This is a genomic window from Streptomyces sp. AC602_WCS936, assembly GCF_019049125.1.
GTDB lineage: Bacteria > Actinomycetota > Actinomycetes > Streptomycetales > Streptomycetaceae > Streptomyces.
Genome location: NZ_JAGMUF010000008.1, coordinates 393,438 through 415,996, shown reverse-complemented (window position 1 = coordinate 415,996; position 22,559 = coordinate 393,438). Strand labels below are relative to the sequence as shown.

Annotated in this window: 19 protein-coding genes; 9 read left to right on the top strand and 10 right to left on the bottom strand. The window is 72.1% G+C overall.

Annotated elements, in window-relative coordinates; translation table 11 throughout:
• Nucleotides 1-80 precede the first annotated feature (80 nt).
• The gene (locus KUM03_RS04695) at nt 81-986 is read left to right on the top strand and encodes an SAM-dependent methyltransferase (RefSeq protein ID WP_217245694.1); all 906 of its coding nucleotides are present in this window, start codon (nt 81-83) and stop codon (nt 984-986) included.
• Nucleotides 987-1,054: 68 nt separating this feature from the next.
• On the top strand, nt 1,055-2,305 hold the full coding sequence (locus tag KUM03_RS04690) for a PLP-dependent aminotransferase family protein (RefSeq protein ID WP_217245693.1): 1,251 nt from the start codon (nt 1,055-1,057) through the stop codon (nt 2,303-2,305).
• Here the strand turns inward: KUM03_RS04690 and KUM03_RS04685 are convergent.
• Nucleotides 2,214-3,146 (bottom strand): XRE family transcriptional regulator, encoded by a 933-nt coding sequence (locus KUM03_RS04685; protein ID WP_254398782.1) that lies wholly within the window; start codon nt 3,144-3,146, stop codon nt 2,214-2,216. The genes KUM03_RS04690 and KUM03_RS04685 overlap by 92 nt on opposite strands.
• 17 nt (nt 3,147-3,163) lie before the next feature.
• Nucleotides 3,164-3,943 (bottom strand): peptidoglycan-binding protein, encoded by a 780-nt coding sequence (locus tag KUM03_RS04680; RefSeq protein ID WP_217245691.1) that lies wholly within the window; start codon nt 3,941-3,943, stop codon nt 3,164-3,166.
• Between the two features lie 281 nt (nt 3,944-4,224).
• Here KUM03_RS04680 and KUM03_RS04675 point away from each other — a divergent pair, with 281 nt between their 5' ends.
• Entirely contained in the window at nt 4,225-4,680 is a 456-nt protein-coding gene (locus KUM03_RS04675) for a peptidoglycan-binding protein (RefSeq protein ID WP_217245690.1), read from the top strand.
• Between the two features lie 77 nt (nt 4,681-4,757).
• On the opposite strand, the gene argS is transcribed toward KUM03_RS04675, so the two are convergent.
• Entirely contained in the window at nt 4,758-6,518 is a 1,761-nt protein-coding gene (gene argS, locus KUM03_RS04670; protein WP_217245689.1) for an arginine--tRNA ligase, read from the bottom strand.
• Nucleotides 6,519-6,686: 168 nt separating this feature from the next.
• Here argS and lysS point away from each other — a divergent pair, with 168 nt between their 5' ends.
• Complete coding sequence (gene lysS / locus KUM03_RS04665) at nt 6,687-8,426, top strand: lysine--tRNA ligase (protein ID WP_217245688.1); 1,740 nt, start codon at nt 6,687-6,689, stop codon at nt 8,424-8,426.
• Nucleotides 8,427-8,475: 49 nt separating this feature from the next.
• Here the strand turns inward: lysS and KUM03_RS04660 are convergent, their stop codons facing one another.
• The 5 genes from KUM03_RS04660 to KUM03_RS04640 all read right to left on the bottom strand — a co-directional run bounded on the left by KUM03_RS04660 (nt 8,476) and on the right by KUM03_RS04640 (nt 15,835).
• Entirely contained in the window at nt 8,476-8,859 is a 384-nt protein-coding gene (locus tag KUM03_RS04660) for a hypothetical protein (RefSeq protein WP_217245687.1), read from the bottom strand.
• 110 nt (nt 8,860-8,969) lie between these two features.
• Nucleotides 8,970-12,374: an ALF repeat-containing protein gene (locus KUM03_RS04655; RefSeq protein ID WP_254398781.1), complete on the bottom strand. Its 3,405-nt coding sequence runs from the start codon at nt 12,372-12,374 to the stop codon at nt 8,970-8,972.
• 246 nt (nt 12,375-12,620) lie between these two features.
• Nucleotides 12,621-13,916: a DUF2637 domain-containing protein gene (locus tag KUM03_RS04650; RefSeq protein WP_217245686.1), complete on the bottom strand. Its 1,296-nt coding sequence runs from the start codon at nt 13,914-13,916 to the stop codon at nt 12,621-12,623.
• Nucleotides 13,917-14,005: 89 nt separating this feature from the next.
• The gene (locus KUM03_RS04645) at nt 14,006-14,839 is read right to left on the bottom strand and encodes a DUF3558 family protein (RefSeq protein ID WP_254398780.1); all 834 of its coding nucleotides are present in this window, start codon (nt 14,837-14,839) and stop codon (nt 14,006-14,008) included.
• Nucleotides 14,840-14,956: 117 nt separating this feature from the next.
• On the bottom strand, nt 14,957-15,835 hold the full coding sequence (locus KUM03_RS04640) for a DUF3558 domain-containing protein (protein ID WP_217245685.1): 879 nt from the start codon (nt 15,833-15,835) through the stop codon (nt 14,957-14,959).
• Nucleotides 15,836-16,039: 204 nt separating this feature from the next.
• Here KUM03_RS04640 and KUM03_RS04635 point away from each other — a divergent pair, with 204 nt between their 5' ends.
• Nucleotides 16,040-17,233 (top strand): RtcB family protein, encoded by a 1,194-nt coding sequence (locus KUM03_RS04635; RefSeq protein WP_217245684.1) that lies wholly within the window; start codon nt 16,040-16,042, stop codon nt 17,231-17,233.
• 11 nt (nt 17,234-17,244) lie between these two features.
• Here KUM03_RS04635 and KUM03_RS04630 read toward each other — a convergent pair whose 3' ends face one another.
• Both KUM03_RS04630 and KUM03_RS04625 read right to left on the bottom strand, forming a co-directional pair.
• Nucleotides 17,245-18,024, bottom strand: coding sequence for an SDR family NAD(P)-dependent oxidoreductase (locus KUM03_RS04630; RefSeq protein ID WP_217245683.1), 780 nt, complete (start codon nt 18,022-18,024; stop codon nt 17,245-17,247).
• 50 nt (nt 18,025-18,074) lie between these two features.
• The gene (locus tag KUM03_RS04625) at nt 18,075-18,413 is read right to left on the bottom strand and encodes a YnfA family protein (RefSeq protein WP_217245682.1); all 339 of its coding nucleotides are present in this window, start codon (nt 18,411-18,413) and stop codon (nt 18,075-18,077) included.
• 103 nt (nt 18,414-18,516) lie between these two features.
• On the opposite strand from KUM03_RS04625, the gene KUM03_RS04620 reads away from it, so the two are divergent.
• The 4 genes from KUM03_RS04620 (at nt 18,517) to KUM03_RS04605 (ending at nt 22,464) form a co-directional block, all read left to right on the top strand.
• Nucleotides 18,517-19,617 (top strand): LLM class flavin-dependent oxidoreductase, encoded by a 1,101-nt coding sequence (locus KUM03_RS04620; RefSeq protein WP_217245681.1) that lies wholly within the window; start codon nt 18,517-18,519, stop codon nt 19,615-19,617.
• On the top strand, nt 19,614-20,228 hold the full coding sequence (locus tag KUM03_RS04615; protein WP_217245680.1) for a CE1759 family FMN reductase: 615 nt from the start codon (nt 19,614-19,616) through the stop codon (nt 20,226-20,228). The genes KUM03_RS04620 and KUM03_RS04615 overlap by 4 nt, the downstream gene beginning before the upstream one ends.
• Before the next feature lie 61 nt (nt 20,229-20,289).
• A complete protein-coding gene (locus tag KUM03_RS04610; RefSeq protein ID WP_217245679.1) occupies nt 20,290-21,036 on the top strand; it encodes a response regulator transcription factor in 747 nt (248 codons plus the stop codon).
• Nucleotides 21,037-22,464 (top strand): HAMP domain-containing sensor histidine kinase, encoded by a 1,428-nt coding sequence (locus tag KUM03_RS04605; RefSeq protein ID WP_217245678.1) that lies wholly within the window; start codon nt 21,037-21,039, stop codon nt 22,462-22,464.
• The last annotated feature ends 95 nt before the right edge of the window (nt 22,465-22,559 follow it).

The following is a 22,559-nucleotide window of genomic DNA, read 5'->3' as shown; positions in this document are numbered from 1 at the left end:
GGAGGGGGCGTCGGGCACCTGCAACTCGGCCGGGGCGTTAGGTTGTTGACCACACAACGGTTCCCCGTCAGGAGACGCCCATGCCCGGTGACGCCCTCAGCCAGGACCCCGCGGAGCTGAGAAGGAGGATCGACAGCAGCAAGGCGCACCCGGCCCGCGTCTACGACGTTTTCCTCGGTGGCAAGGACCACTACCCCGCCGACCGCGACGCGGCCGCCGCCGGGCTCGCCGCCAACCCGCGCGGCTACCTCGACGTACGGCACAACCGGGACTTCCTGCGCCGCGCCGTCACCGCGCTGGCCGAGGAGGACGGCATCCGCCAGTTCCTCGACATCGGCACCGGTCTGCCGACCGCGGAGAACGTGCATCAGATCGCCCAGCGCATCGCCCCCGAGTCCCGGGTGGTCTACGTCGACAACGACCCGGTCGTCCTCGCCCACGCCCGCGCCCTGCTCACCAGCGGTCCCGAGGGACGCACGGACTACATCGACGCCGACCTGAAGAGCCCGGCACGGATCCTCGAACAGGCCGCCGAGACCCTCGACTTCAGCCGTCCCGTCGCGCTCTGCCTGGTCGCCATCCTGCACTTCGTCGAGGACGAGGAGGCGTACCCGATCGTCCGCGAGCTGGTGGACGCGCTGCCCGCCGGCAGCCGGCTGGTCCTCAGCCACCTCACCGAGGACCTCAACCCGGAGAACATCCGCGCGGTCCAGCGGACGTACACGGAGCGGGGCTTCACCTTCGTGCTGCGCTCCCGCGACGACGTCGAGCGCTTCTTCGCCGAGGCCGGGCTGAAGCTCGCCGAGCCGGGCGGCGTCGTCCCGGTGCACCACTGGCGCCCGGACCACGCCGCACCCGTGCCCGAGCAGCCCGAGGAGTCCTACCTGGCCGGCCTCGACGACATCGAGAAGGTCCGGTACAAGGACATCAACGACGTCACGGACGCCGACATCAACGTGTACGGAGGGCTGGGCGTCAAGGGCTGACCGCGGGGCGGCCGTCCGGATCGCGGAAAGGCGCTTGTAGACGCCACGCACTTCTCTAGGGTGCGGGCATGACCGTGACCGAGACAGTGCCCGAGAACGCGCCCGACCCCGCCGCACCCCTCCCGCCGCTCGCCGCGCGGGCCCGGTCGACCGGCGGTTCGCCGGTACGGGACATCCTCGCCGTCACCGCCCGCCCCGAGGTGATCAACTTCGCGGGCGGGCTCCCGGCTCCGACGCTGTTCGACGCGGAGGGCATCGCCGCCGCCTACCAGGCCGTCCTCACCGAGACGCCCGCGCGGGCGCTCCAGTACTCCACCACCGAGGGCGAGCCCGCCCTGCGCGCCGCACTCGCCGCCCGCACCACCGCGCGCGGACTCGACACCGGCGCCGACGACCTCCTCGTCACCACCGGCTCGCAGCAGGGCCTGTCCCTGCTCGCCACCGCCCTGATCGAACCCGGCGACACCGTCCTCGTCGAGGACCCCTGCTACCTGGCCGCCCTCCAGGCCTTCGGCTTCGCGGGCGCCCGGGTCGTCGCCGTGCCGGGCGACGAGCACGGGATGGACCCGCAGGCGCTGGACGAACTGGTGGTGCGCGAGCGGCCCAAGCTGCTCTACACCGTGCCCACCTTCTCCAACCCGACCGGCCGCACCCTGCCCGCCGGCCGCCGGGCCGCCGTCGCGGAGATCGCCGGGCGGCGCGGGGTGTGGATCGTCGAGGACGACCCCTACGGGGAACTGCGCTTCGAGGGCGAACGGGTGCCGTGGATCGCCTCCTACGACGGCGCCCGCGACCGCACCGTGCTGCTGGGCTCCTTGTCCAAGGTCATGGCGCCCGGCCTGCGCCTCGGCTGGCTGCGGGCGCCCGCCGGACTGCGCCGGGCCTGCGCGGTCGCCAAGCAGGCCGCCGACCTGCACACCCCGACCGTCAACCAGCTCGCCGCCGCCCGGTACCTGGCCGACCGTGACCTGGACGCCCACGTCGCGCGCGTCGCCGCCGCCTACGGCGCACGCCGGGACGCCATGCTCGCCGGCCTCGCGGACGCGCTCCCGGCGGGGTCGGCCTGGACCCGTCCCGAGGGCGGCATGTTCGTGTGGGCGCGGCTGCCGGAGCGGTACGACACCACGGCCCTGCTCCCCGAGGTGGTCCGGCACGACGTGGCGTACGTCCCCGGCGCCCCCTTCCACGCCGGCGAGCCCAACTGCGCCACCCTGCGGCTGTGCTTCGTCACACAGACGCCGGACGAGATCGCGGAGGGGCTGCGGAGGCTGAGGGAGGGGCTGGCGGGTGCTTGTCCGGTGCTCCACCCTTCAGGGTGAAGGTGTAGGGCATCCTCATTCCGGAGACCCGTAGGCCCACGCGCGCCTCGACACACTCCCGTTCGCCGTCGGCGGCCGCCGCGGGCCGGAAGCAGGCCCGCAGGACGGCACCGGGACGGGCCGCGGTCATGGCGGTGTAGACGTACGACTCCGCGTCGACCTCGCCCGCGATCCGCGCCCGGTGGGTCGGGCCGCCCGCCGTCACCTCCAGCCGGTCGCCGACGCGTGTCCCCCACATGCGGGCCCAGCCGGCGCCGCACTTCTCGCTGTAGCGCAGCTCCAACCGGGCCCCGGTGGTGGTGCGATGGGTGGACAGGGTGTCGGGGCCCCCGCCGCAGAGCATGTGCATCGGGTCCTGGCCCTCGCACGCGGTGCCGTGGCAACGGGGACCGGGGGCCGGGGACGCGGACGTACGGGGGGCTCCCTCCCGGTTCGGGAGCAGGAGGAGCGCCGAGATGACACCGCCCACGGTCACGGCGCAGACGGAAACGAGCACGGTCAGGAGCCTGCCCCTGGCACCGGGTTGCCTTGTCGGTGTCGGTGTCGGTGTCGGTGTCGGTGTCGGTGTCGGTGGCTGTGGCTGTGGGGCTGGGCCGGCCGGTGCGGGGGCGGGTCGCGCCGCGCGCCCGCTCCACTCCGACTCCGCGATCTCCCACAGTGCCAGCGCCCGTCCCTCCGGTTCGCGGGCGAGCCGGCACAGATCCCGCACCGCCTGGCGCGGCGGCAGCGTCTTGCCGTTGAGGTAGCGCTCCCACGACGACTTGCTGTACGCCGTGCGCTCCGCCAGCGCCGCCAGGCTCAGCCCCGTACGTGTCCGCAACTCCCGCAGCGCAGTGGTCATCCGGGTGTGCGTCGGGGTCATGGCGGGGTCACGCCCCGCAGGGCCTTCCAGGTGTGCGGACCGACGATGCCGTCCACGACCAGTCCGTCGCGCTGCTGGACGCGCTTGACCGCGCGCTGCGTCTTGGGGCCGTAGATCCCGTCGACCTCTCCCGGCGAGATGCCGGCTCGTGCCAGCAGGCACTGCGCCTCGGCCACCTCCGGTCCGGCGTGTCCGTACGCCAGGATGGCGTCCTGCGTACGGCTGTTGCCCGCGTACCAGCGGCCGCCGCTCCGCTCCACCCGGCAGGTGTACGTCTGCGGTGACCGGGACGCCGACGCGGCGGGTGTGGTCACTGTGGCCGCCGCCGCGCCGCTGCCGTGGCCGCCGCCGCCGTCGGAGCCGCCGGTGAACCGTGCCGCCACCAGGACGGCCCCGGACACGGCCAGCACCAGGACCACCACCGCCGCCACGACCGCGACGCGCGGCGACCGTCCCGGGCGCGGTTCCTCTTCCGCGGCCTCCGGCCCGACGGGCGCGGTCCCGCGCGTCTTCCCCCAGTGCTCCGACGCCACCTCGTGCAGCGCCAGCAGTCGGGCCGGATCGTCGCCGGTGATCCGGGCCATCGCCTCGACGGCCTCCCGGGGCGGCAGGGACCTGCCGTTCAGGTACCGCTCCCAGGACTTCGCGCTGTACCCGGTCTTCGCGGCCAGTTGCCGCATGCTCAGTCCGCCGTGGTCCTTGAGCCTGCGTAATCGCACCGCCAACTGGTGCACGTGCGGATGCAGTTCCGCGGGCAGCTCTTTCCAACGCGACATGTTCCCCCACTCGCGTTCGGGCTCGCCGGTCCGGGTCCCCGTTCCCCGGTCTCATTCTGCATCAGCGACCACGCGGCCCACCGGGATGTGGTTCCCGCACCATTCGGAATCGGCCACCCCGTTTCGCCGTCCCGCCGCACCGACTCCAACGACGACGTCCCCGCAGGTCAGCGCGTGGGACGTCCCGTAAGTACGTCAGTTCCGGGGCAACTGTGGCAGCCCGGCTCGACGGGCCGCAGTCTCGTGGTCGACAGCACAGTGAACGCATCGGAGGGGAAAGCATGCGAACTTTGACGAAGACACTCGTCACCGTCACCACCGCCGTCGGGATCGCCGCCGGCAGCCTGGCGACCGCGGGTACGGCCATGGCGGCCCCCACAGAGGCTCCGCAGCGGGTGGTGAGCGCGGAGGCGGCTGCCCCGCTCGCGGTGAACAACCTCGGGCTGACCCGTACGGAGGCCAGGAAGATCCAGCGCGTCGCAGCCGCGCGCTGGGGCTACAAGGGTGAGATCGACGGGCTGCTCGGCACCGAGAGCTGGAAGGCGCTCCAGCGCTGGCTCACGCACTGGGGCTACCCCGACGACGAGATCGACGGAATCGTCGGCCCCAACACGGTGAGGGCGCTGCAGCGCTACCTCGCGAAGTACTACGACTACGACGGCGGGATCGACGGGATCGCCGGCTCGGGAACTCGGGCGGCGTTCAAGCGGATGGCCAACGACTGCCCCGACTGCTGACCCGACTGGTCGGCGAACGCACGCGGCCCGTCCTCCCACCGGGGGAGAGGACGGGCCGCACGCGTCTGTCCGGGTGTTCAGAGCCGCTCGGGCGTCCGGATGCCCAGCAGGGCCATGCCCCGGTGCAGGGTGCGGGCCGTGAGGTCGCACAGGAAGAGGCGGTTCTCCACCTGCTCCGGCGTCTGAGCCTTCAGCACCGGGCACTTGTCGTAGAACGACGTGTACAGCGACGCCAGCTGGTACAGGTAGGCGGTCAGCTTGTGCGGGGCGTACTCCGCGGCCGCCTCGAAGACCGTGTTCCCGAACGCGTCCAGGTGCAGGCCCAGCGCCCGCTCCGCCTCGTGCAGCTCCAGCTCCGGGTGGGCGGCGGGGCGGACCTCGCCGGCCTTGCGGAGGATCGACTGGATACGGGCGTAGGCGTACTGGAGGTACACGCTGGTGTCGCCGTTGAGCGAGACCATCTGGTCCAGGTCGAACTTGTAGTCGCGGTTCGGCGACGTCGACAGGTCCGCGTACTTCACGGCCCCGATGCCGACCTGCGCGGCCCGCTCCTGGATCTCGGCCTCGGTGAGGTCCCGCGCCTTCTCCCGCACGACCTCGGCGGCCCGCTGCACCGCCTCGTCCAGCAGGTCCTCCAGCCGCACGGTCTCGCCCGCACGCGTCTTGAAGGGCTTGCCGTCCGCGCCGAGCACCGTGCCGTAGCCCATGTTGTGCGCGGTGACGTCGTCGTTCAGCCAGCCCGCCCGGCGGGCCGTCTCGAAGACCATCTTGAAGTGCAGCGACTGGCGCACGTCGACGACGTACAGCAGCGTGGTGGCGTGCAGGTCCTGGACCCGGTTGCGGATCGCGGTCAGGTCGGAGGCCGCGTAGCCGAAGCCGCCGTCCGCCTTCTGGACGATCAGCGGGACCGGCTGGTCGTCCTTGCCGCGGATCTCGTCGAAGAACACCACGAGCGCGCCCTCGGAGCGCACGGCGACGCCACTCTCCTCCAGGAGGCGGGCGGTCTCGGGCATGCCCTCGTTGTACGCGGACTCGCCGACGATCTCCTCGTCGCGGATCTCCATGTCGAGCTTCTCGAAGACGGAGTAGAAGTAGACCTTCGACTCGTCCACGAACTGCTGCCACAGTTCGAGGGTCTCCTTGTCGCCGGACTGGAGGGCGACGACCCGCTTGCGGGCCCGCTCCTTGAACTCCTCGTCCGCGTCGAAGACCGCACGCGACGCCTTGTACACCCGGTTCAGGTTCGACATGGCCTGCTCGCCGTCGACGTCCTCGGCCGGGGCCAGCTCGCCGGGGTGCTCGAACAGGTACTGGATGAGCATGCCGAACTGGGTGCCCCAGTCGCCGATGTGGTGCCGGCCGATCGTCCGCTCGCCGGTGAAGTCGAGCATGCCGCGCAGGGCGTCGCCGATGACCGCCGACCGCAGGTGGCCGACGTGCATCTCCTTCGCCACGTTCGGCTGGGCGTAGTCGACGACCGTGACGCCCGCGTCCTCCTTCAGCGGCACGCCGAGGCGCTCGCCGTCCGCGTACCGCGCGGCCAGGTTCCCGGTGATCGCCCGGTCGGCGACGGTGATGTTGAGGAAGCCGGGGCCCGAGACCTCGACGTCCTTGATCAGCTCGTCGCCGGTGGTGATGTGGGCGACGACCTCGGTCGCCAGCTCCCGCGGGTTGGCCTTCGCCTTCTTGGCCAGGGCGAGGATGCCGTTGGCCTGGTAGTCCGCCCGGTCGCTGCGTCGCAGCAGCGGGTCGACGCCGGCGGCCTCGGGCCGGGTGGCCGTGAGGGCGGACGCGAGGTGCTGCTGGACGGAGTCGCTGAGGGACGTGACCGAGGCCATGGAGTGGTTCGCCGTTCTGCTCGGGGTTCCGGGAGTGAGGCTTTCAGTAGCTACGGAAACCGAGTATCCCACGCGGTGAAAAGCGGTTTTCGCGGATGCGGGCCGGACTGGGAGAATGGAGCGGTCAGCCGTGCGACCGTACCGGCTGCCCGAGTCAGAAAGAAGGACGTGCCGATCGTGGCTCAGAGCACAGAGACCACCGACTGGGTCTCCCGTTTCGCGGACGAGGTCATCGCCGAGTCGGAGCGCCGTGCCCCGGGCAAACCTGTGGTCGTCGCGTCCGGACTCTCCCCGTCCGGCCCCATCCACCTGGGCAACCTGCGCGAGGTCATGACCCCGCACCTGGTCGCCGACGAGGTGCGCCGCCGGGGTCACGAGGTCCGGCACCTGATCTCCTGGGACGACTACGACCGCTACCGCAAGGTCCCGGCCGGCATCGCGGGCGTCGACGAGACGTGGGCCGAGCACATCGGCAAGCCGCTGACCTCCGTCCCGGCCCCCAAGGGCTCCCCGTTCCCGAACTGGGCCGAGCACTTCAAGGCCGCCATGGTCGACTCGCTCGCCGAGATGGGCGTGGAGTTCGACGGGATCAGCCAGACCGAGCAGTACACCACCGGTGTCTACCGCGAGCAGATCCTGCACGCCATGAAGCACCGGCAGGACATCGACGCGATCCTCGCCCAGTACCGCACCAAGAAGGGACCGGCGAAGAAGTCGCAGAAGCCGGTCGACGAGGCCGAGCTGGAGGCCGCCGAGGGCTCCGGCGCCGCCGCCGAGGACGACGGCAGCTCCGGCTCCGCCGGGTACTTCCCGTACAAGCCGTACTGCGGCAACTGCGAGAAGGACCTGACGACGGTCACCGCCTACGACGACGGCTCGACCGAGCTGACGTACGCCTGCACCGCGTGCGGCTTCTCGGAGACGGTCCGGCTGAGCGAGTTCAACCGCGGCAAGCTGGTCTGGAAGGTCGACTGGCCGATGCGCTGGGCCTACGAGGGCGTGATCTTCGAGCCCAGCGGCGTCGACCACTCCTCGCCCGGCTCCTCCTTCCAGGTCGGCGGGCAGATCGTCGGGATCTTCGGCGGCAAGCAGCCCATCGGCCCGATGTACGCCTTCGTCGGCATCAGCGGCATGGCGAAGATGTCCTCGTCCAAGGGCGGGGTGCCCACCCCGGCCGACGCGCTTCAGATCATGGAGCCGCAGCTGCTGCGCTGGCTCTACGCCCGCCGCCGCCCCAACCAGTCCTTCAAGATCGCCTTCGACCAGGAGATCCAGCGGCTCTACGACGAGTGGGACCGCCTCGACGCCAAGGTCGCCGAGGGCTCGGCTCTCCCCGCCGACGCCGCCGCCCACTCCCGTGCCGTCCGCACGGCCGCCGGTGAGCTGCCGCGCACGCCCAGGCCGCTGCCGTACCGCACCCTCGCCTCGGTCGCCGACATCACCGCCGGGCACGAGGACCAGGCGCTGCGCATCCTCAGCGAGCTCGACCCGGCCAATCCGCTGGGCGCGCTGGCGGAGGCCCGTCCCCGGTACGACAAGGCCGAGGCCTGGATCAACACCCACGTCCCCGCCGACCAGCGCACCATCGTGCGCGACGAGCCCGACGCCGAGCTGCTGAAGTCGCTGGACGAGCAGGGCCGGGCCTCGCTGCGGCTGCTGCTCGACGGACTCGCCGACCACTGGTCCCTGGACGGGCTCACCCACCTCGTCTACGGCGTGCCCAAGGTCCAGGCCGGGTTCTCCGCCGACGCCACGCCCAAGGAGCTGCCGCCGGAGATCAAGACCGCCCAGCGGTCGTTCTTCGCGCTGCTCTACCACCTGCTCGTCGGCCGCGACACCGGCCCGCGCCTGCCCACGCTGCTGCTCGCGGTGGGGCAGGAGCGGGTGCGCGGTCTGCTCGGGGAGTAGCTCGGGGAGTAGGAGGTCCCGGTGCCCGCCGCGGGGCGGGCACCGGATCTCAGCGGGTCAGCGCGAAGCCGACCAGCAGGACGGCGACCACGGTGACGACGAGGAAGGCGAGGTGCCGGCGCGGGACCTCGATGTGGTCCGTGCGCTCGCCCCTGCGCCACCGTTCCAGCACCTCCTTGAACCACTTCCGCTGGGGCAGCATGCCCAGCGTCAGGCCGATGTGGGCGCTGGAGTACATGACGAGCGCCTCGGACAGGCCGAAGCCGCTCACCCGGCAGACGACGATCAGGAGCACGCCGCCGGTGACCATGGTCAGCGGATAGGCGATGCGGAACTTCCGCAGCGGTATCCAGCTCCCCAGCAGACAGCTGGACAGTGCGGTGGACGCCGCGGCCAGCAGCCACAGCCATGCGACGGGTACGGACGTGAGCATAGGGGTGTCCTTCTGTCCGGGGCGGGGGCGGACCGTCGGCGTCGGCCCGCTCCCGACCCGGCCGGATCAGTGGTCGGCGCTCATTCTGTGACCACCCGGCCGTTCTGTGATCACCCGAAAAGGGAACTCAGCGTACCGGTGATGGGCGAGATGATGTCGCTGCCGAGCTGGGTGACCCGCTTGGCGACGGGCGAGGCCACGCCCTCCAGCGTGGCCCCGATCCACTTGGACTGGCCGAAGGTGAGCAGTCCCAGGCTCGTTCCGACGAGCGAGCCCGCGAACTCGGAGCTGTCGAAGCCGTGCTCGATGCCGGTGAACAGGGTGCTGAGGCCGGCCGAGGCCAGGGAGACCCAGCCGAAGACCCCCGCCGCGGCGGCGACAGCGGGTGCGAACGGGCCGGTCCACGGCGCGACGAAGGCGAGGCCCGCGGCGAGGAACCCGGTGCCGATGCTGATCCAGTTGAACGCGTCCGCGTAGAACTGGGCGTCGTTCCACCACTCGTCGGAGTCGCCGTCACTGCCGCCCGAGTTGGTCCGGTCGTGCGTCGGGCTGTCGGCCGGGTTCCGTCCTTCCTCCTTGGCCCTGCGTGCCTCCTCGGCGGCCCTGCGCGCCGCCTCCGCCGCCTCCGCCCTGCGCTTCTGCGTGACGATACGGCGGGCGTCGGTGGCCGCTGCCGCCGCCGCGTCCGCGTCCTTGCCGGCGGCGATCGCGGACTGGCGCGCGCTGTTCGCCGACGCCTGGGCGCTGTAGGAGGACCGTACGGCGCTGCGGGCCGAGTCGATGGCCCGGTTCGCCGAATAGTTGGCCGCGCGCCCGGCCTTGCGGGCAGTCGCCGCGGCGGCCTTCGCCTGGTTGGCGGAGGCCTGGGCGGCCGCGGCGGACTTCTCCGCCGCGTCGGCGTTCTGGTCGGCCTGCGCGGCGTAGGTCTCGGCCCGCTCGGCCGAGGCGAGTGCCTTGTCGGCCCACTCCTTGGCCTGGTCCGCGGCGTTACGGGCCTCCGCGGCCGCCTTCGACGCGAGCTCCGCGTTCTCCTGCGCCTTGTAGGCGATCTTCGCGGCGGCGGCGATCGCCCCGCGGATCGCGGCGACGTGCGTGGCCGAGTCGTGGTCGAGCTGGGCCGCCTTGTACTGCGCGAGACTGATGAAGTTCCGGCGCATCCACGTCGGGCCCTCCAGGGCGACCTCCGCGTACGCCTTGGTGTAGATGCCCCCGGACTGGAGCAGGGCCGCGGTGGCGACCCCGTCGTCGTCCCGTACCGCGTCCGCGTAGGTGTGGTCGAGGAAGTCCCGCAGCGCCTGCGGGGTGTTGGCGTCGAGCGCGGCGTTGGCCGCGGCCTTGACGGCCCGTCCGGGGTCGGTGGACAGGATGGCGGCGATGCTGACGCGGTTGTCCTCGGCCACGGCCTCGATCAGCCCGTCGGTCAGGAACGCCCGCACGGCGCCGGTGGTGTCGCTCGCCAGCGCCGCGTGGGCGGCCTCGCCGACGTTGGCGGAGCCGATCTCCGCGATGTGCAGGGCCGTCTCCCGGTCGTCCTGGTCCTCGGCGAGGGCCCGGTCGGTGTCGATCCAGGCATGGATGTCCGCGGCCCCGCCGGACAGCGCGAACTGGGCGGCCTCCCGGGACCAGGCGCCCTGCGAGGCCGCCACGCCCATGGCGGCCTTGCGGCCCAGGGTGGCCGCCAGCGCCGCGTCACCGTCCGCGAGCGCCTTCTCGGCGCTCGCGATCAGCTCCTTGAGCTCCTGCGAGGTCTGCTCGTCCTGCGTGCGCCGGTTCGCCGCCGCGGCGCGCTCGGCCGCTTCCTGTTGAGCGAGGAGCCTGGCCTCCGCCAGGCCGTCCAGTCTGTCCTCCTCCAGGCGCGCCAACTCCGCCTCCCGGGCGGCCTTCTCGACCGCTGTGGCGTCCGCGACCGCCTGGGTGGCGGTCTCGGCCGCCTTGATCGCCTCGGCCGCGTGCGCGGTGGACTTGTTGGCGTAGTCGATGGCCTGGCCGGCGTACTTGACCGCCTCCTCGGCCGCGGCGGCGGCCTTGTCGGCGTGCGCCGCCGCGGAGTTGGCGGCGTCGCGTGCGGTGCGGGCGGCGGACGCGGCCTTGTTGGCCAGGGCCTGGGCCGTGGAGGCGGCGTTGGTGGCCCGGTTCGCGGCGCTGTTCGCGATCGCGGCCTGGCGCTTGGCCTCGGCGGCCTCGGACTGGGCGACGCCCGCCGCGGAGGCCGCCTGCGCCGATGCCGCGGAGGCCGCGGCCGCGTTGCGGGCGGCGGACGCGGCGGCGGAACCGGCACCGGCCGCCTGCGCGGCCGCGGTGGCCGCGTAGTCGGCGGCCTTGGCGGCGGTACGGGCACGCGCCGCACCGTTGCGCGCCGCGACGGCGGCGTTCTTCGCCGCACTCGCCTTGGAGGCGTCCTTCGAGGCGGCGATCGCCGCGTGGTAGGCACGGGAAGCGGCGCTGCCCGCGGTGGCGGCGGCCTGCGCGGCGGCGGCCGCGGCGAACGAGGCGCGGCGCGACGCGGCGACCGCGGAGTGCGAAGCGCTGATGGCGTTGCGGGCGGCCTTGGCGGCACCCTTCGCGGCGCTCGCGGCCTTGCGGGCGGCCGCACCGGACTTGGCCACGTCGTCCTTGGCCGCCTCCGCCTCGGCCGCGGCCTTCTCGGCCGCCGCCTTCGCCTTCTCCGCGGCGGTCTTGGCCCGCTCGGAGGCCTCGACGGCGAGGTCGGTCTCCGCCTGGGCGCGCTTGCCCTCCCGCTCCACGACGGCGACCAGTTCCTCGATCGTCGCGGCCTCCTGGTCGCGGGCGCGCGCGATGTGCTGCCCGGTGTCCAGGAACCACTCGACCTCCTGGCGGCTGCCGCTGAGCGCGCGGTCCGCGTACTTCTGCACCTCCGGGCCGCCGGACATCAGCATGGCGGAGGCCTCCACCCGCATGTCCTCCTCGCGGGCGGTGAAGCGGCCCTCGGAGAGGAAGCCGGCGAGGGACTCCTCGGTGCCCGTGTCCAAGGCCGCGGAGGCCTCCCGTCTGACCGCCCGGCCGCCGGTGCCGGACACCGTGGACGTGGCCACCTGCAGATCTTCCAGCAGGGCCGGTCTGAAGCCGCCGTCGAGGAAGGCGGCCACCGCGCCGTCCCCGCCGTCCAGGGCGGCGGACGCCGCACGCCGCAGGCCCACACCGGACCTGGAGAGGTAGGAGGCGACCGCGACGCGGGCGTCCTCCGTCGTCACCTTCGGGAGCGTCGTGGCGAGGAACGTCTGGACGTCGGAGTCGGTGCCGTACAGCGCGTCCGCCGCGGCGGCCCTGGTCGCCCTGCCGCCGGTGAGCCAGGCCTTGACCACCTTCGCCCGCTCGGTGTCCGGCAGTTCGAACGGCTTGGGCGGGGTCTCGTCCGCCGCTGTGGCGGCACGGGCGAACGGTGCCAGCACGCCGGGGGTGACGGCGACGGCGGTGACGGCTGCGGCGGTGCCCAGCAGGCGGCGCCGGCTCCAGAACAACGTGTCCATGATGAGGTGGTCCTCCAGGTGTGCCATTGAGGAACTCGACGAAAGTCATTCGCGGTGCGATCGCCTAGCCATTCACATCGCCAATGGCCCGTCAACTGGCCTTATGTTGAACGGGGTTGAGGGCAGCGTTGAAGCGATGCTTTTCGGTCGTTTCGCAGCGGTCGAGCCGGCCGGCGAACAAACCGGGTGATCTTCACTGCTTCGCCTTTTTGCAGTGCGGCAACCGGGGCTCATCGGAGGAAGAATGAGAATGGCGGAGTGCCGCACGCACCGCTACGCGATGTGGTCCTCCTCCAGCTCCGCGCTGTGCCGGTTGGTGAAGTGGGTGACCAGGCGCTTGGTCTCGTGGTCGGGAAGCTGCGTGCCGAACGTCGCCTCCACGTTGTCGCCGAACTCCCGCGGCGTCGGATAGCTGCCGTTGATCGACTGCTTGAAGACCTGGTAGAAGGCGTCCTCGTCCGGCCCCTGCGACGAGGGCTCGGATACCGCAGGGGTGCCGCCGCCCTCACCCAGCTCGCGGGTGCGGCCCGGAACGACCGGTATCGGGAAGCTGCCGGTCTCCTCCGGCGAGGGCTCCTGGAGCGGAGGCTCCTCCTCGTACTGGTCCCGGTACTGGTCGGCCCGCCGCTGCTCCTCGTACCACTCCGCGAGGTGCTCCGCCGGGTCGTAGGCGGGGTCGTAGCCGCCCTGGTACTCGACCTGCCGGGTGTTGAACCAGGGGCTCTGCTCGTCGGGCTCGCCCTCCGCCTCCGGAACGTCGCGCGCGGGCGGCGTCTTCGCCGCCGGCGCCTTGACCAGTTCGGGACGCCGCTCCGCCGCGGGCGCGGCGGCCCGCGCTTCCTCGCTCTGCTCCCTGGGCGCCGGCGGCAGCAGCGCCGGTTCGATGCCCGCCGCCGCCAGACCCGCCGGGGCGGTCTGCGCCAGGGGCACGCCGTACCGGGCCAGGCGCAGCGGCATCAACGACTCCACGGGCGCCTTGCGGCGCCAGCCGCGGCCGAACCGCGAACGCAGCCGCGCCTGATACACCAGCCGCTCCTGCTCCAGCTTGATCACCTGCTCGTAGGAGCGCAGCTCCCACAGCTTCATGCGCCGCCACAGCAGGAATGTCGGGCCCGGCGAGAGGATCCAGCGGGTGAGGCGGACGCCCTCCATGTGCTTGTCGGCGGTGATGTCCGCGATCCGCCCGATCGCGTGCCGGGCGGCCTCGACGGACACCACGAACAGCACCGGGATCACGCCGTGCATGCCCACACCCAGCGGGTCGGGCCAGGCCGCCGCGCCGTTGAACGCGATCGTCGCCGCCGTCAGCAGCCAGGCCGTCTGCCGCAGCAGCGGGAAGGGGATGCGAATCCAGGTCAGCAACAGGTCCAGCGCCAGCAGCACGCAGATGCCCGCGTCGATGCCGATCGGGAAGACGTAGCTGAAGTCGCCGAAGCCCTTCTTCAGCGCCAGCTCCCGCACCGCCGCGTACGAACCCGCGAAGCCGATCCCGGCGATGACTACGGCACCGAAGACGACGATGCCGATGAGAACGCGATGCGTCCGGGTCAGCTCTAGTGGCGCGGCCACCCGTACTCCCCTCCCAGTGCCAGTTGTTGCGCGCAACAGAGTGGCACATGCGTGCGGGGGACGGGTGGCCGGTGGGGTGATACGGCCCGTCAGCTCGTCTTCGACGACGACGACGACGCCGACGACTCGGACGACTTGGACGGCGACGGCGACGTGCTCGATGCGCTGCCGTTGGCCTTCGTCACCGAGGCCACCGCCTCCTTGGCCGCCTTCTGCGCGTCCTTCGTCAGGTCGGCGGCGTCCGGCGTCTTGTCGCCGGCCAGGCCCGCACCGTTGTAGTCGACCGTGACGACGACGTTCTCGACGCGCGCCACAACCGTCTGCTGCTTGAAGGTGCCCTCCTTCTTCTTCAGCTCGTAGCTGACGACGGAGGCCTCGTCGCCGGTCCCGCTCACCGGCGTCGTCTTCACGCTCTTCGCGTTCTCGGTGCCCTGGGCGTCCCGCAGCTGCTTCGTGTAGTAGTCACGCGCCAGCTTGTCGCCCGGGCCGCGCGTCTGGTCCGACTCGAAGCGCAGCATCGACACGCTGAGCCAGCGGAACTGGGAGCCCTTCACACCGTTGTCGTCGAGGCTGTCCCAGGAGCAACCGCCGCGCGTCGCCGTGTCGTTCGAAGCGCCCTCCTTGCCCTTGTCGGCCTTGGGCACCAGGTCTTCCAGCGTCTTCTTCGCCAGCACGGAACACGGTTCCGGAAGCTTCCGGTACGCCGCCGCCTGGACCGTCGGGGACGGCTTCGCGGACTTGGAGGCGGCCGTCTTCTGAGCCGCCTTGTCCTTGCCGTCGTCGGAGCCGGAGTCCGAGGAGCAGCCGGCTGCCACCAGCATCACGGGGACGGCGGCCGCGCAGACAAGGGCGCGGGTGAGTCGCTTCGCACGCGGATTCTGCTGGTCACGCTGGGCTCGTCGCTGCATGGTTCCTTCACTCATGGCACTCGTGGTTCCTGCGTTCGGAACGGGTCCGAGGGGTCACCGTACGCGGTGAGGAAACCGTGTGGCTCCTCTCCAGGTGCTCCACACACGGCCGCCGGGGAGTCCGCGGCGGGCTCAACCGCCCAGTGAATCGGCCAGCTGGGAAGCCAGTTTCCGCGCCTTGTCCTGCATTTCCTCGCTGTCCGGCACGACTCCGAGCGTCGCCGACTGCTCCGCGTACTCGACGGTCACCATGACGTTCGACGTGCGGAACGCCACAGTCACCGTGCGCCGCTTCGCCGTGGAACCCGAGCTGCTCAGCTCGTCGTCCACGAACGCCTCGTCACCCAGGTCGTCCAGGAGCCGGGGCTGGAGTTCGGTGGGCGTGGCACCGGCGGACGGGCTCGACGAGGGCGCGGTGGCGGAACCGGAGCCCGAGGCGGCGGGGGTGGAGGACGTGCCGCTCGGGCCGGAGCTCGGCTCCCCGGACGACGGGGCACCGGAGGAGGGGGTGTCGGACGGGGATGCGGAGTCCGAGGCGGACGCGGAGTCCGAGACCACCGGTTCGGGGAGGTCGGCCGCCGTCACCTGCCTCGCGAAGAGCCGCTCGGCCTCGCTGTCGTCACTCACGGCGTTGTCGTACGACACGACCCGCTCGAAGTTCACGAAGAGGTGGTTGGTGGCGTCCGCCGACTCCACCTTCCAGCGGCAGCCGACCTTGCGGTCCGTGTCGTAGGCGAGCGTCGGCTCACCCGCGTACGCCTTCTCGCGCTGCCGCTCGTCAGCGATCTCCTCGATGCCGGGCAGCAGCGAGTCGAGCGTCTTGTCGCCGACCGCGCCGCACGGCTCCGGGAGGGTGCGGTACTTGCCGGGCTCGGCCGCCTCGGTCGCGACGCCGGGCCGGCCCGGGTTGGAGTCGTCCGCCGTGGCGCCGTCACCCGAGCCGCCGGTGCAGCCGGCCAGCAACACCGCCAGGCAGGCGGCGACGCCGGGTACGTAGGCCTTCCGCTGCACGGTGCGGCTCCTCTCGCCGGTGTGGCTGTGGTCGGTACTCCAGTGTCCCCGCTGGTTATTCGCTTGCCGCGCGGGGGCGTCCCCTGCAGACAATGTGTATCGCACGCGCCGCCGTGAATGCCGGTCAGTCGTCCCTTTGGCTGCCCTTGGTGCCGGTTTTGCGCTTTGAGACTTCTGTTTGTTTTCCGGGGGAATGAGGACGATATGTCGTACGTGGAGATGCCGGGCGCGAAGGTGCCGATCCGGATGTGGACCGACCCGGCGACGGTCGAGGAGGGCGCTCTCCAGCAGCTGCGCAACGTCGCGACCCTGCCCTGGATCAAGGGCCTCGCGGTCATGCCGGACGTGCACTACGGCAAGGGCGCGACGGTCGGGTCCGTGATCGCGATGCGGGGTGCGGTGTGCCCGGCGGCGGTGGGCGTGGACATCGGCTGCGGGATGTCGGCGGTGAAGACGTCCCTGACGGCGAACGACCTGCCGGGCGACCTGTCGCGGCTGCGCTCGAAGATCGAGCAGGCGATTCCGGTGGGGCGGGGGATGCACGACAGTCCCGTCGATCCGGGGCGCTTCCACGGGCTGGCGACGGCGGGGTGGGACGACTTCTGGGGGCGGTTCGACGGGGTGGCGGAAGCGGTCAAATTCCGTCACGAGCGGGCCGGAAAGCAGATGGGAACGCTCGGAAGCGGAAACCACTTTGTCGAAGTTTGCACGGATACGACCGGTTCTGTGTGGCTCATGCTTCACTCCGGTTCCCGCAACATCGGCAAGGAACTCGCCGAGCACCACATCGGCGTCGCCCAGAAGCTCCCGCACAACCAGGGCCTGATCGACCGCGATCTCGCCGTGTTCGTCGCCGACACCCCGCAGATGGCGGCTTACCGCAACGACCTGTTCTGGGCGCAGGAGTACGCGAAGTACAACCGCACCCTCATGATGGCGCTCCTGAAGGACGTGGTTCGCAAGGAGTTCAAGAAGGCCAAGCCGGTCTTCGAGCAGGAGATCTCCTGCCACCACAACTACGTGGCGGAGGAGCGGTACGACGGTATGGACCTGCTGGTGACCCGCAAGGGCGCGATCCGCGCGGGATCCGGGGACTACGGCATCATCCCCGGGTCCATGGGCACGGGTTCGTACATCGTCAGGGGCCTCGGGAACGACAAGTCCTTCAACTCCGCCTCCCACGGGGCCGGTCGGCGCATGAGCCGGAACGCCGCCAAGCGCCGCTTCTCCACCAAGGACCTGGAGGAGCAGACACGGGGTGTGGAGTGCCGCAAGGACTCCGGTGTCGTGGACGAGATCCCGGGCGCCTACAAGCCGATCGACCAGGTCATCGACCAGCAGCGTGACCTCGTGGAGGTCGTGGCGAAGCTCAAGCAGGTCGTCTGCGTGAAGGGCTGAGGCGCCGCCTCCTACGACTCCCGGTGCACCTTCGTGTTCGAGGCCTGGGCGCGGGGGCGGACCACCAGGAGGTCGATGTTGACGTGGGCGGGGCGGGTGACCGCCCAGGTGATGGTGTCGGCGACGTCGTCGGCGGTCAGGGGGTCCGGGACGCCGGCGTAGACCTTGGCCGCCTTGTCCTCGTCGCCGCCGAAGCGGGTGAGGGCGAACTCGTCGGTCTTGACCATGCCGGGCGCGATCTCGACGACGCGGACCGGGCGGCCGACGATCTCCAGGCGGAGGGTCTCGGTGAGGACGTGTTCGGCGTGCTTGGCGGCGACGTAGCCCGCGCCGCCCTCGTAGGTGCCGAAGCCGGCGGTGGAGGAGACGACGACCACCGTGCCGTCGCCGCTCGCCTCCAGCTTGGGCAGGAGGGCCTGGGTGAGGTTGAGGGTGCCGAGGACGTTCGTCTCGTACATGCGGCGCCAGTCGGCCGGGTCGCCGGTGGCCACGGGGTCGGCGCCGAGTGCTCCGCCCGCGTTGTTGACGAGGACGCCGACCGTTTTGAAGGCGGTGGCGAACTCGTCGACGGCCGCGCGGTCGGTGACGTCCAGCGGGTACGCCGTGGCCTTGTGGCCGGCCGCCTGGATCTCCTCCGCCAGCGCCTCGATGCGGTCCTTGCGGCGGGCGGTGAGGACGACGCGGTAACCGGCGGCGGCGAGCTGCCGGGCCGTGGCGGCTCCGATGCCGCTGCTCGCACCGGTGACGACGGCGATGCGGGAGGCGGCGGACGGGGCGGCTGCGGTGGCCATGGGCTGCTCCTGGGCGTCAGAGACTGTACGAACGGTCGCCGCCAGCGTAGTCAGCCGCCGTTGCGCGGCGCCCACATGATCACGGCCATCCCGGCGAGGCAGACCACGGCCCCGGTGATGTCCCAGCGGTCGGGCCGGTAGCCGTCCGCGACCACGCCCCACAGGATGGAGCCGGCGACGAAGATCCCGCCGTACGCGGCGAGGATGCGGCCGAAGTGGGCGTCGGGCTGGAAGGTGGCGACGAAGCCGTACGCGCCCAGGGCGAGGACGCCGCCGGCGGCCCACAGCCAGCCGCGCTGTTCCCGCACCCCCTGCCAGACCAGCCAGGCACCGCCGATCTCGAAGAGGGCGGCGACGACGAACAGGGCGGCGGAGCGGAGGACCAGCATGGGGGCAGCTTGGCACGGGGCGGAACGGGGGGCGGAATAAGGTCCGGCGGCCGACCGTTGGGCGGTATAGTTGAACCGTCAACAAATCGGAGGTTGAGCGACCATGCAGTTCGGCATCTTCACCGTCGGCGACGTCACCCCGGACCCGACCACGGGCCGGACGCCGACCGAGCGCGAGCGCATCAAGGCCATGGTCGCCATCGCGCTGAAGGCCGAGGAGGTCGGCCTGGACGTCTTCGCGACCGGCGAGCACCACAACCCGCCCTTCGTGCCGTCGTCCCCGACCACGATGCTCGGCTACGTCGCGGCCCGCACCGAGCGGCTGATCCTGTCCACCTCCACCACCCTGATCACCACGAACGACCCGGTGAAGATCGCCGAGGACTTCGCGATGCTCCAGCACCTGGCCGACGGCCGGGTGGACCTGATGATGGGGCGCGGCAACACCGGCCCGGTGTACCCGTGGTTCGGCAAGGACATCCGGGAGGGCATCAACCTCGCCGTCGAGAACTACGCCCTGCTGCACCGCCTGTGGCGCGAGGACGTCGTGAACTGGGAGGGGAAGTTCCGCACCCCGCTCCAGGGCTTCACCTCCACGCCGCGCCCGCTGGACGGCGTCGCGCCCTTCGTCTGGCACGGCTCGATCCGCTCGCCCGAGATCGCCGAGCAGGCCGCCTACTACGGCGACGGCTTCTTCCACAACAACATCTTCTGGCCGGCCGATCACACCAAGCGCATGATCGAGCTGTACCGCAACCGCTACGCCCACTACGGGCACGGCACCCCCGAGCAGGCGATCGTCGGCCTCGGCGGACAGGTGTTCATGCGGAGGAACAGCCAGGACGCGGTCCGCGAGTTCCGGCCGTACTTCGATGTCGCGCCGGTCTACGGGCACGGGCCGTCGCTGGAGGACTTCACCGCGCAGACGCCGCTGACGGTGGGCTCCCCGCAGCAGGTGATCGAGAAGACGCTCGCCTTCCGCGACTACGCCGGTGACTACCAGCGCCAGCTGTTCCTGATGGACCACGCCGGGCTGCCCCTGAAGACCGTCCTGGAGCAGCTCGACCTGCTCGGCGAGGAGGTCGTGCCGGTGCTGCGGAAGGAGTTCGCCAAGGACCGCCCGGCCGACGTGCCGGACGCCCCGACCCACGCGTCCCTGCTGGCCGCCGCCCGCAACAAGCGCGAGGAAGGAGTACGGGCATGAAGCTCGTCGTCGTCTCGGCGGGACTGAGCGTCCCGTCCTCCACCCGGCTGCTCGCCGACCGCCTGGCCGCCGCCACCGTCGGCCGGACACCGGCCGAGGTCCAGGTGGTCGAGCTGCGCGACCTCGCGGTGGAGATCGCGCACACCTTCACCAACGGCTTCCCGAGCCGGAACCTGGCCGCCGCCTTCGACGCCGTCGCGGCGGCCGACGGCCTGATCGTCGTCACGCCGGTGTTCTCGGCGTCGTACAGCGGGCTGTTCAAGTCGTTCTTCGACGCGCTGAGCGTGACCGACGAGAACGCCCTCGGCGGGAAGCCGGTGATCGTCGGCGCGACCGGCGGCACGGCCCGGCACTCCCTGGTCCTGGACCACGCGCTGCGTCCGCTCTTCGCTCACCTGAAGGCCGTCGTCGTCCCGACCGGCGTGTACGCCTCCTCGGAGGACTGGGGCGCCGGGGGCCTGGACGGGCGGATCGAGCGGGCGGCCGGCGAGCTGGCCGCGCTGATGGGCGGGCTGTCGGCGGCCTCGGAACCGGCCGGGAAGCCGGCGGACGACGCCTTCGAGGTCGTGCCCTTCGAGGAACGGCTCGCGGCGCTGCGGCCCACTGGGTGAGAGCTTGGTAAGAAGCCCGGCCGTCCGGCCGCGGGCGCGCTCACCTTGGCAGACTGGACGGGTGCCCCGGACTGTTCTGCTCGCCGAAGACGACCGCGCGATCCGGCACGCCCTGGAGCGCGCCCTCACCCTGGAGGGCTACCGGGTCACCGCGGTCGCCGACGGCGCCGAGGCGCTGGCGCGGGCCCAGAGCGGCCGGCCGGACGTGCTGGTGCTGGATGTGATGATGCCGGGCGTCGACGGCCTCCAGGTCTGCCGGGAGCTGCGCGCCGAGGGCGACCCGACGCCGATCCTGATGCTGACGGCGCTGGTGGAGACCGCCGACCGGATCGCGGGCCTGGACGCGGGCGCCGACGACTACGTGGTGAAGCCCTTCGACGTCGAGGAGGTCTTCGCCCGGCTGCGCGCCCTGCTGCGGCGTACGGACCGGGAGGACAGGGAGGACGGGGAGGGCGCGGGCACGGCTTCCCCGGCCGCGGACGGGCCTCAGGAGCCGGACGCCGCCGCCCGGTACCTGGAGGCGGCCGGGCTGCGCATGGACCCGAGGGCCCGCCGCGCCTGGCGGGACGGGCGGGAGCTGGAGCTGACCCGCACCGAGTTCGAGCTGCTGGAGCTGCTGGTGCGCAACGCGGGCGTCGTTCTCGACCACTCCACGATCTACGACCGCATCTGGGGCTACGACTTCGGGCCCGGCTCCAAGAACCTCGCCGTCTACGTCGGCTACCTGCGCCGCAAGCTGGACCAGCCGGGCACGCCGCAGCCGATCCAGACCGTGCGCGGGGTGGGTTACGTGCTGCGGGAGGACTGAGTGGGCCCGTCCCCGCTCGGGCGCCGGCCCCGGCTGCTGTCGCTGCGGACGACGTTCGCGGTGTCCTTCGCGACGGTCACCGCCGTGGTCACCGTCCTCGTCGGGGTGCTGTCGTACAACGCGGCGGCCCGGCTGGTGAGGGTGGACCAGGAGACCGTCTTCGCGCAGGTCGTGCAGGACCTGCGGGCCGAGGTGCGTCAGCGGCGGATGTCGCCCGGCGACTTCGCCTCGTCCGCGCCGGGGCACGAGATCGTGCGCCCGGCCCGCACCGACGTGCAGGTCCTCGGGCCGGACGGTGAGATCTCCGACCCGGCCGGTCCCCGGCTGCCGGTGACCGACGCCGACCGGCGGACGGCGCACGCCGCCGTGGCCGGGCGGACGGTCGAGCACGAGGACGTCGGGGTCGGCGACGACGTCTTCCGGGTCGCGACGGTGTCGCTGGGCGGCGGCCGGGGCGCGGTGCAGGTGGCGCAGGAGTTCAGCGACACCGAGGAGCTGCTGCGGGCGCTGCAGCGCCGGACGCTGCTGCTGATGGCGGCGGTGGTGACGGCCGCCGGGCTGTTCGGCTGGTGGCTGGCGCGGCGCATCACCCGGCGGCTGGTGCTCCTGACCTCGGCCGCCGAGGACGTCGCCCGCACCCGCCGGCTGGGCGTCCAGGTGCCGGTGACCGGCCCGGACGAGGTGGGTCGCCTCGGCCGCGCCATCGACCTGATGCTGGTCCGCCTCGCCCAGTCGGAGGAGGACCAGCGGCGTCTGGTCCAGGACGCGGGGCACGAGCTGCGGACGCCGCTGACCTCGCTGCGGACCAACATCTCGCTGCTGCGCCGGATCGACGAGCTCCCGCCCGAGGCCCGCCGGGAACTGGTCGCCGACCTCGGCCAGGAGGCCCGTGAGCTGACCGACCTGGTCAACGAGCTGGTCGAGCTGGCGGCCGGACAGTCCGCCGGGGAGCCTCCGCAGCGGGTCGACCTGGCGCGGGTCGCGCGGGACGTGGCGAGCCTGGCGCGGCGCCGTACCGGGCGGGACATCGGGGTGAGCGTCCGCGGGGAGACGGTGACGGAGGGGCGGCCCGCCATGCTGACGCGGGCGCTGTCCAACCTGGTGGAGAACGCCGCGAAGTTCGACCCGGGCGGCACCGGACCCATCGAGGTCGCGGTCGCCGGGCCGGCCCTGGAGGGCCCGATCCGGGTGGAGGTCCGCGACCGCGGTCCGGGCATCGCCGAGGCCGACCTGACCCGGGTCTTCGACCGCTTCTACCGCGCCACCGACGCCCGCTCCCGGGCCGGTTCCGGCCTCGGCCTGTCCATCGTGCGGGAGGTGGCGCTGGCGCACGGGGGAGCGACGTTCGCCTTCCGGCGGGACGGGGGCGGGTCGGTGATCGGGTTCACGGTGGGCGGGGGGCCCGTGGTGGGCGGGGACGGGGACTGAGGGTCGTGGGTGTGGCGTAGGCGCCCGCGAGACTTTCACTCATACCCTGACGCCGGGCGGCCCCGATGTCTCGGAGGCCGCCCGGCGTTGTGGTG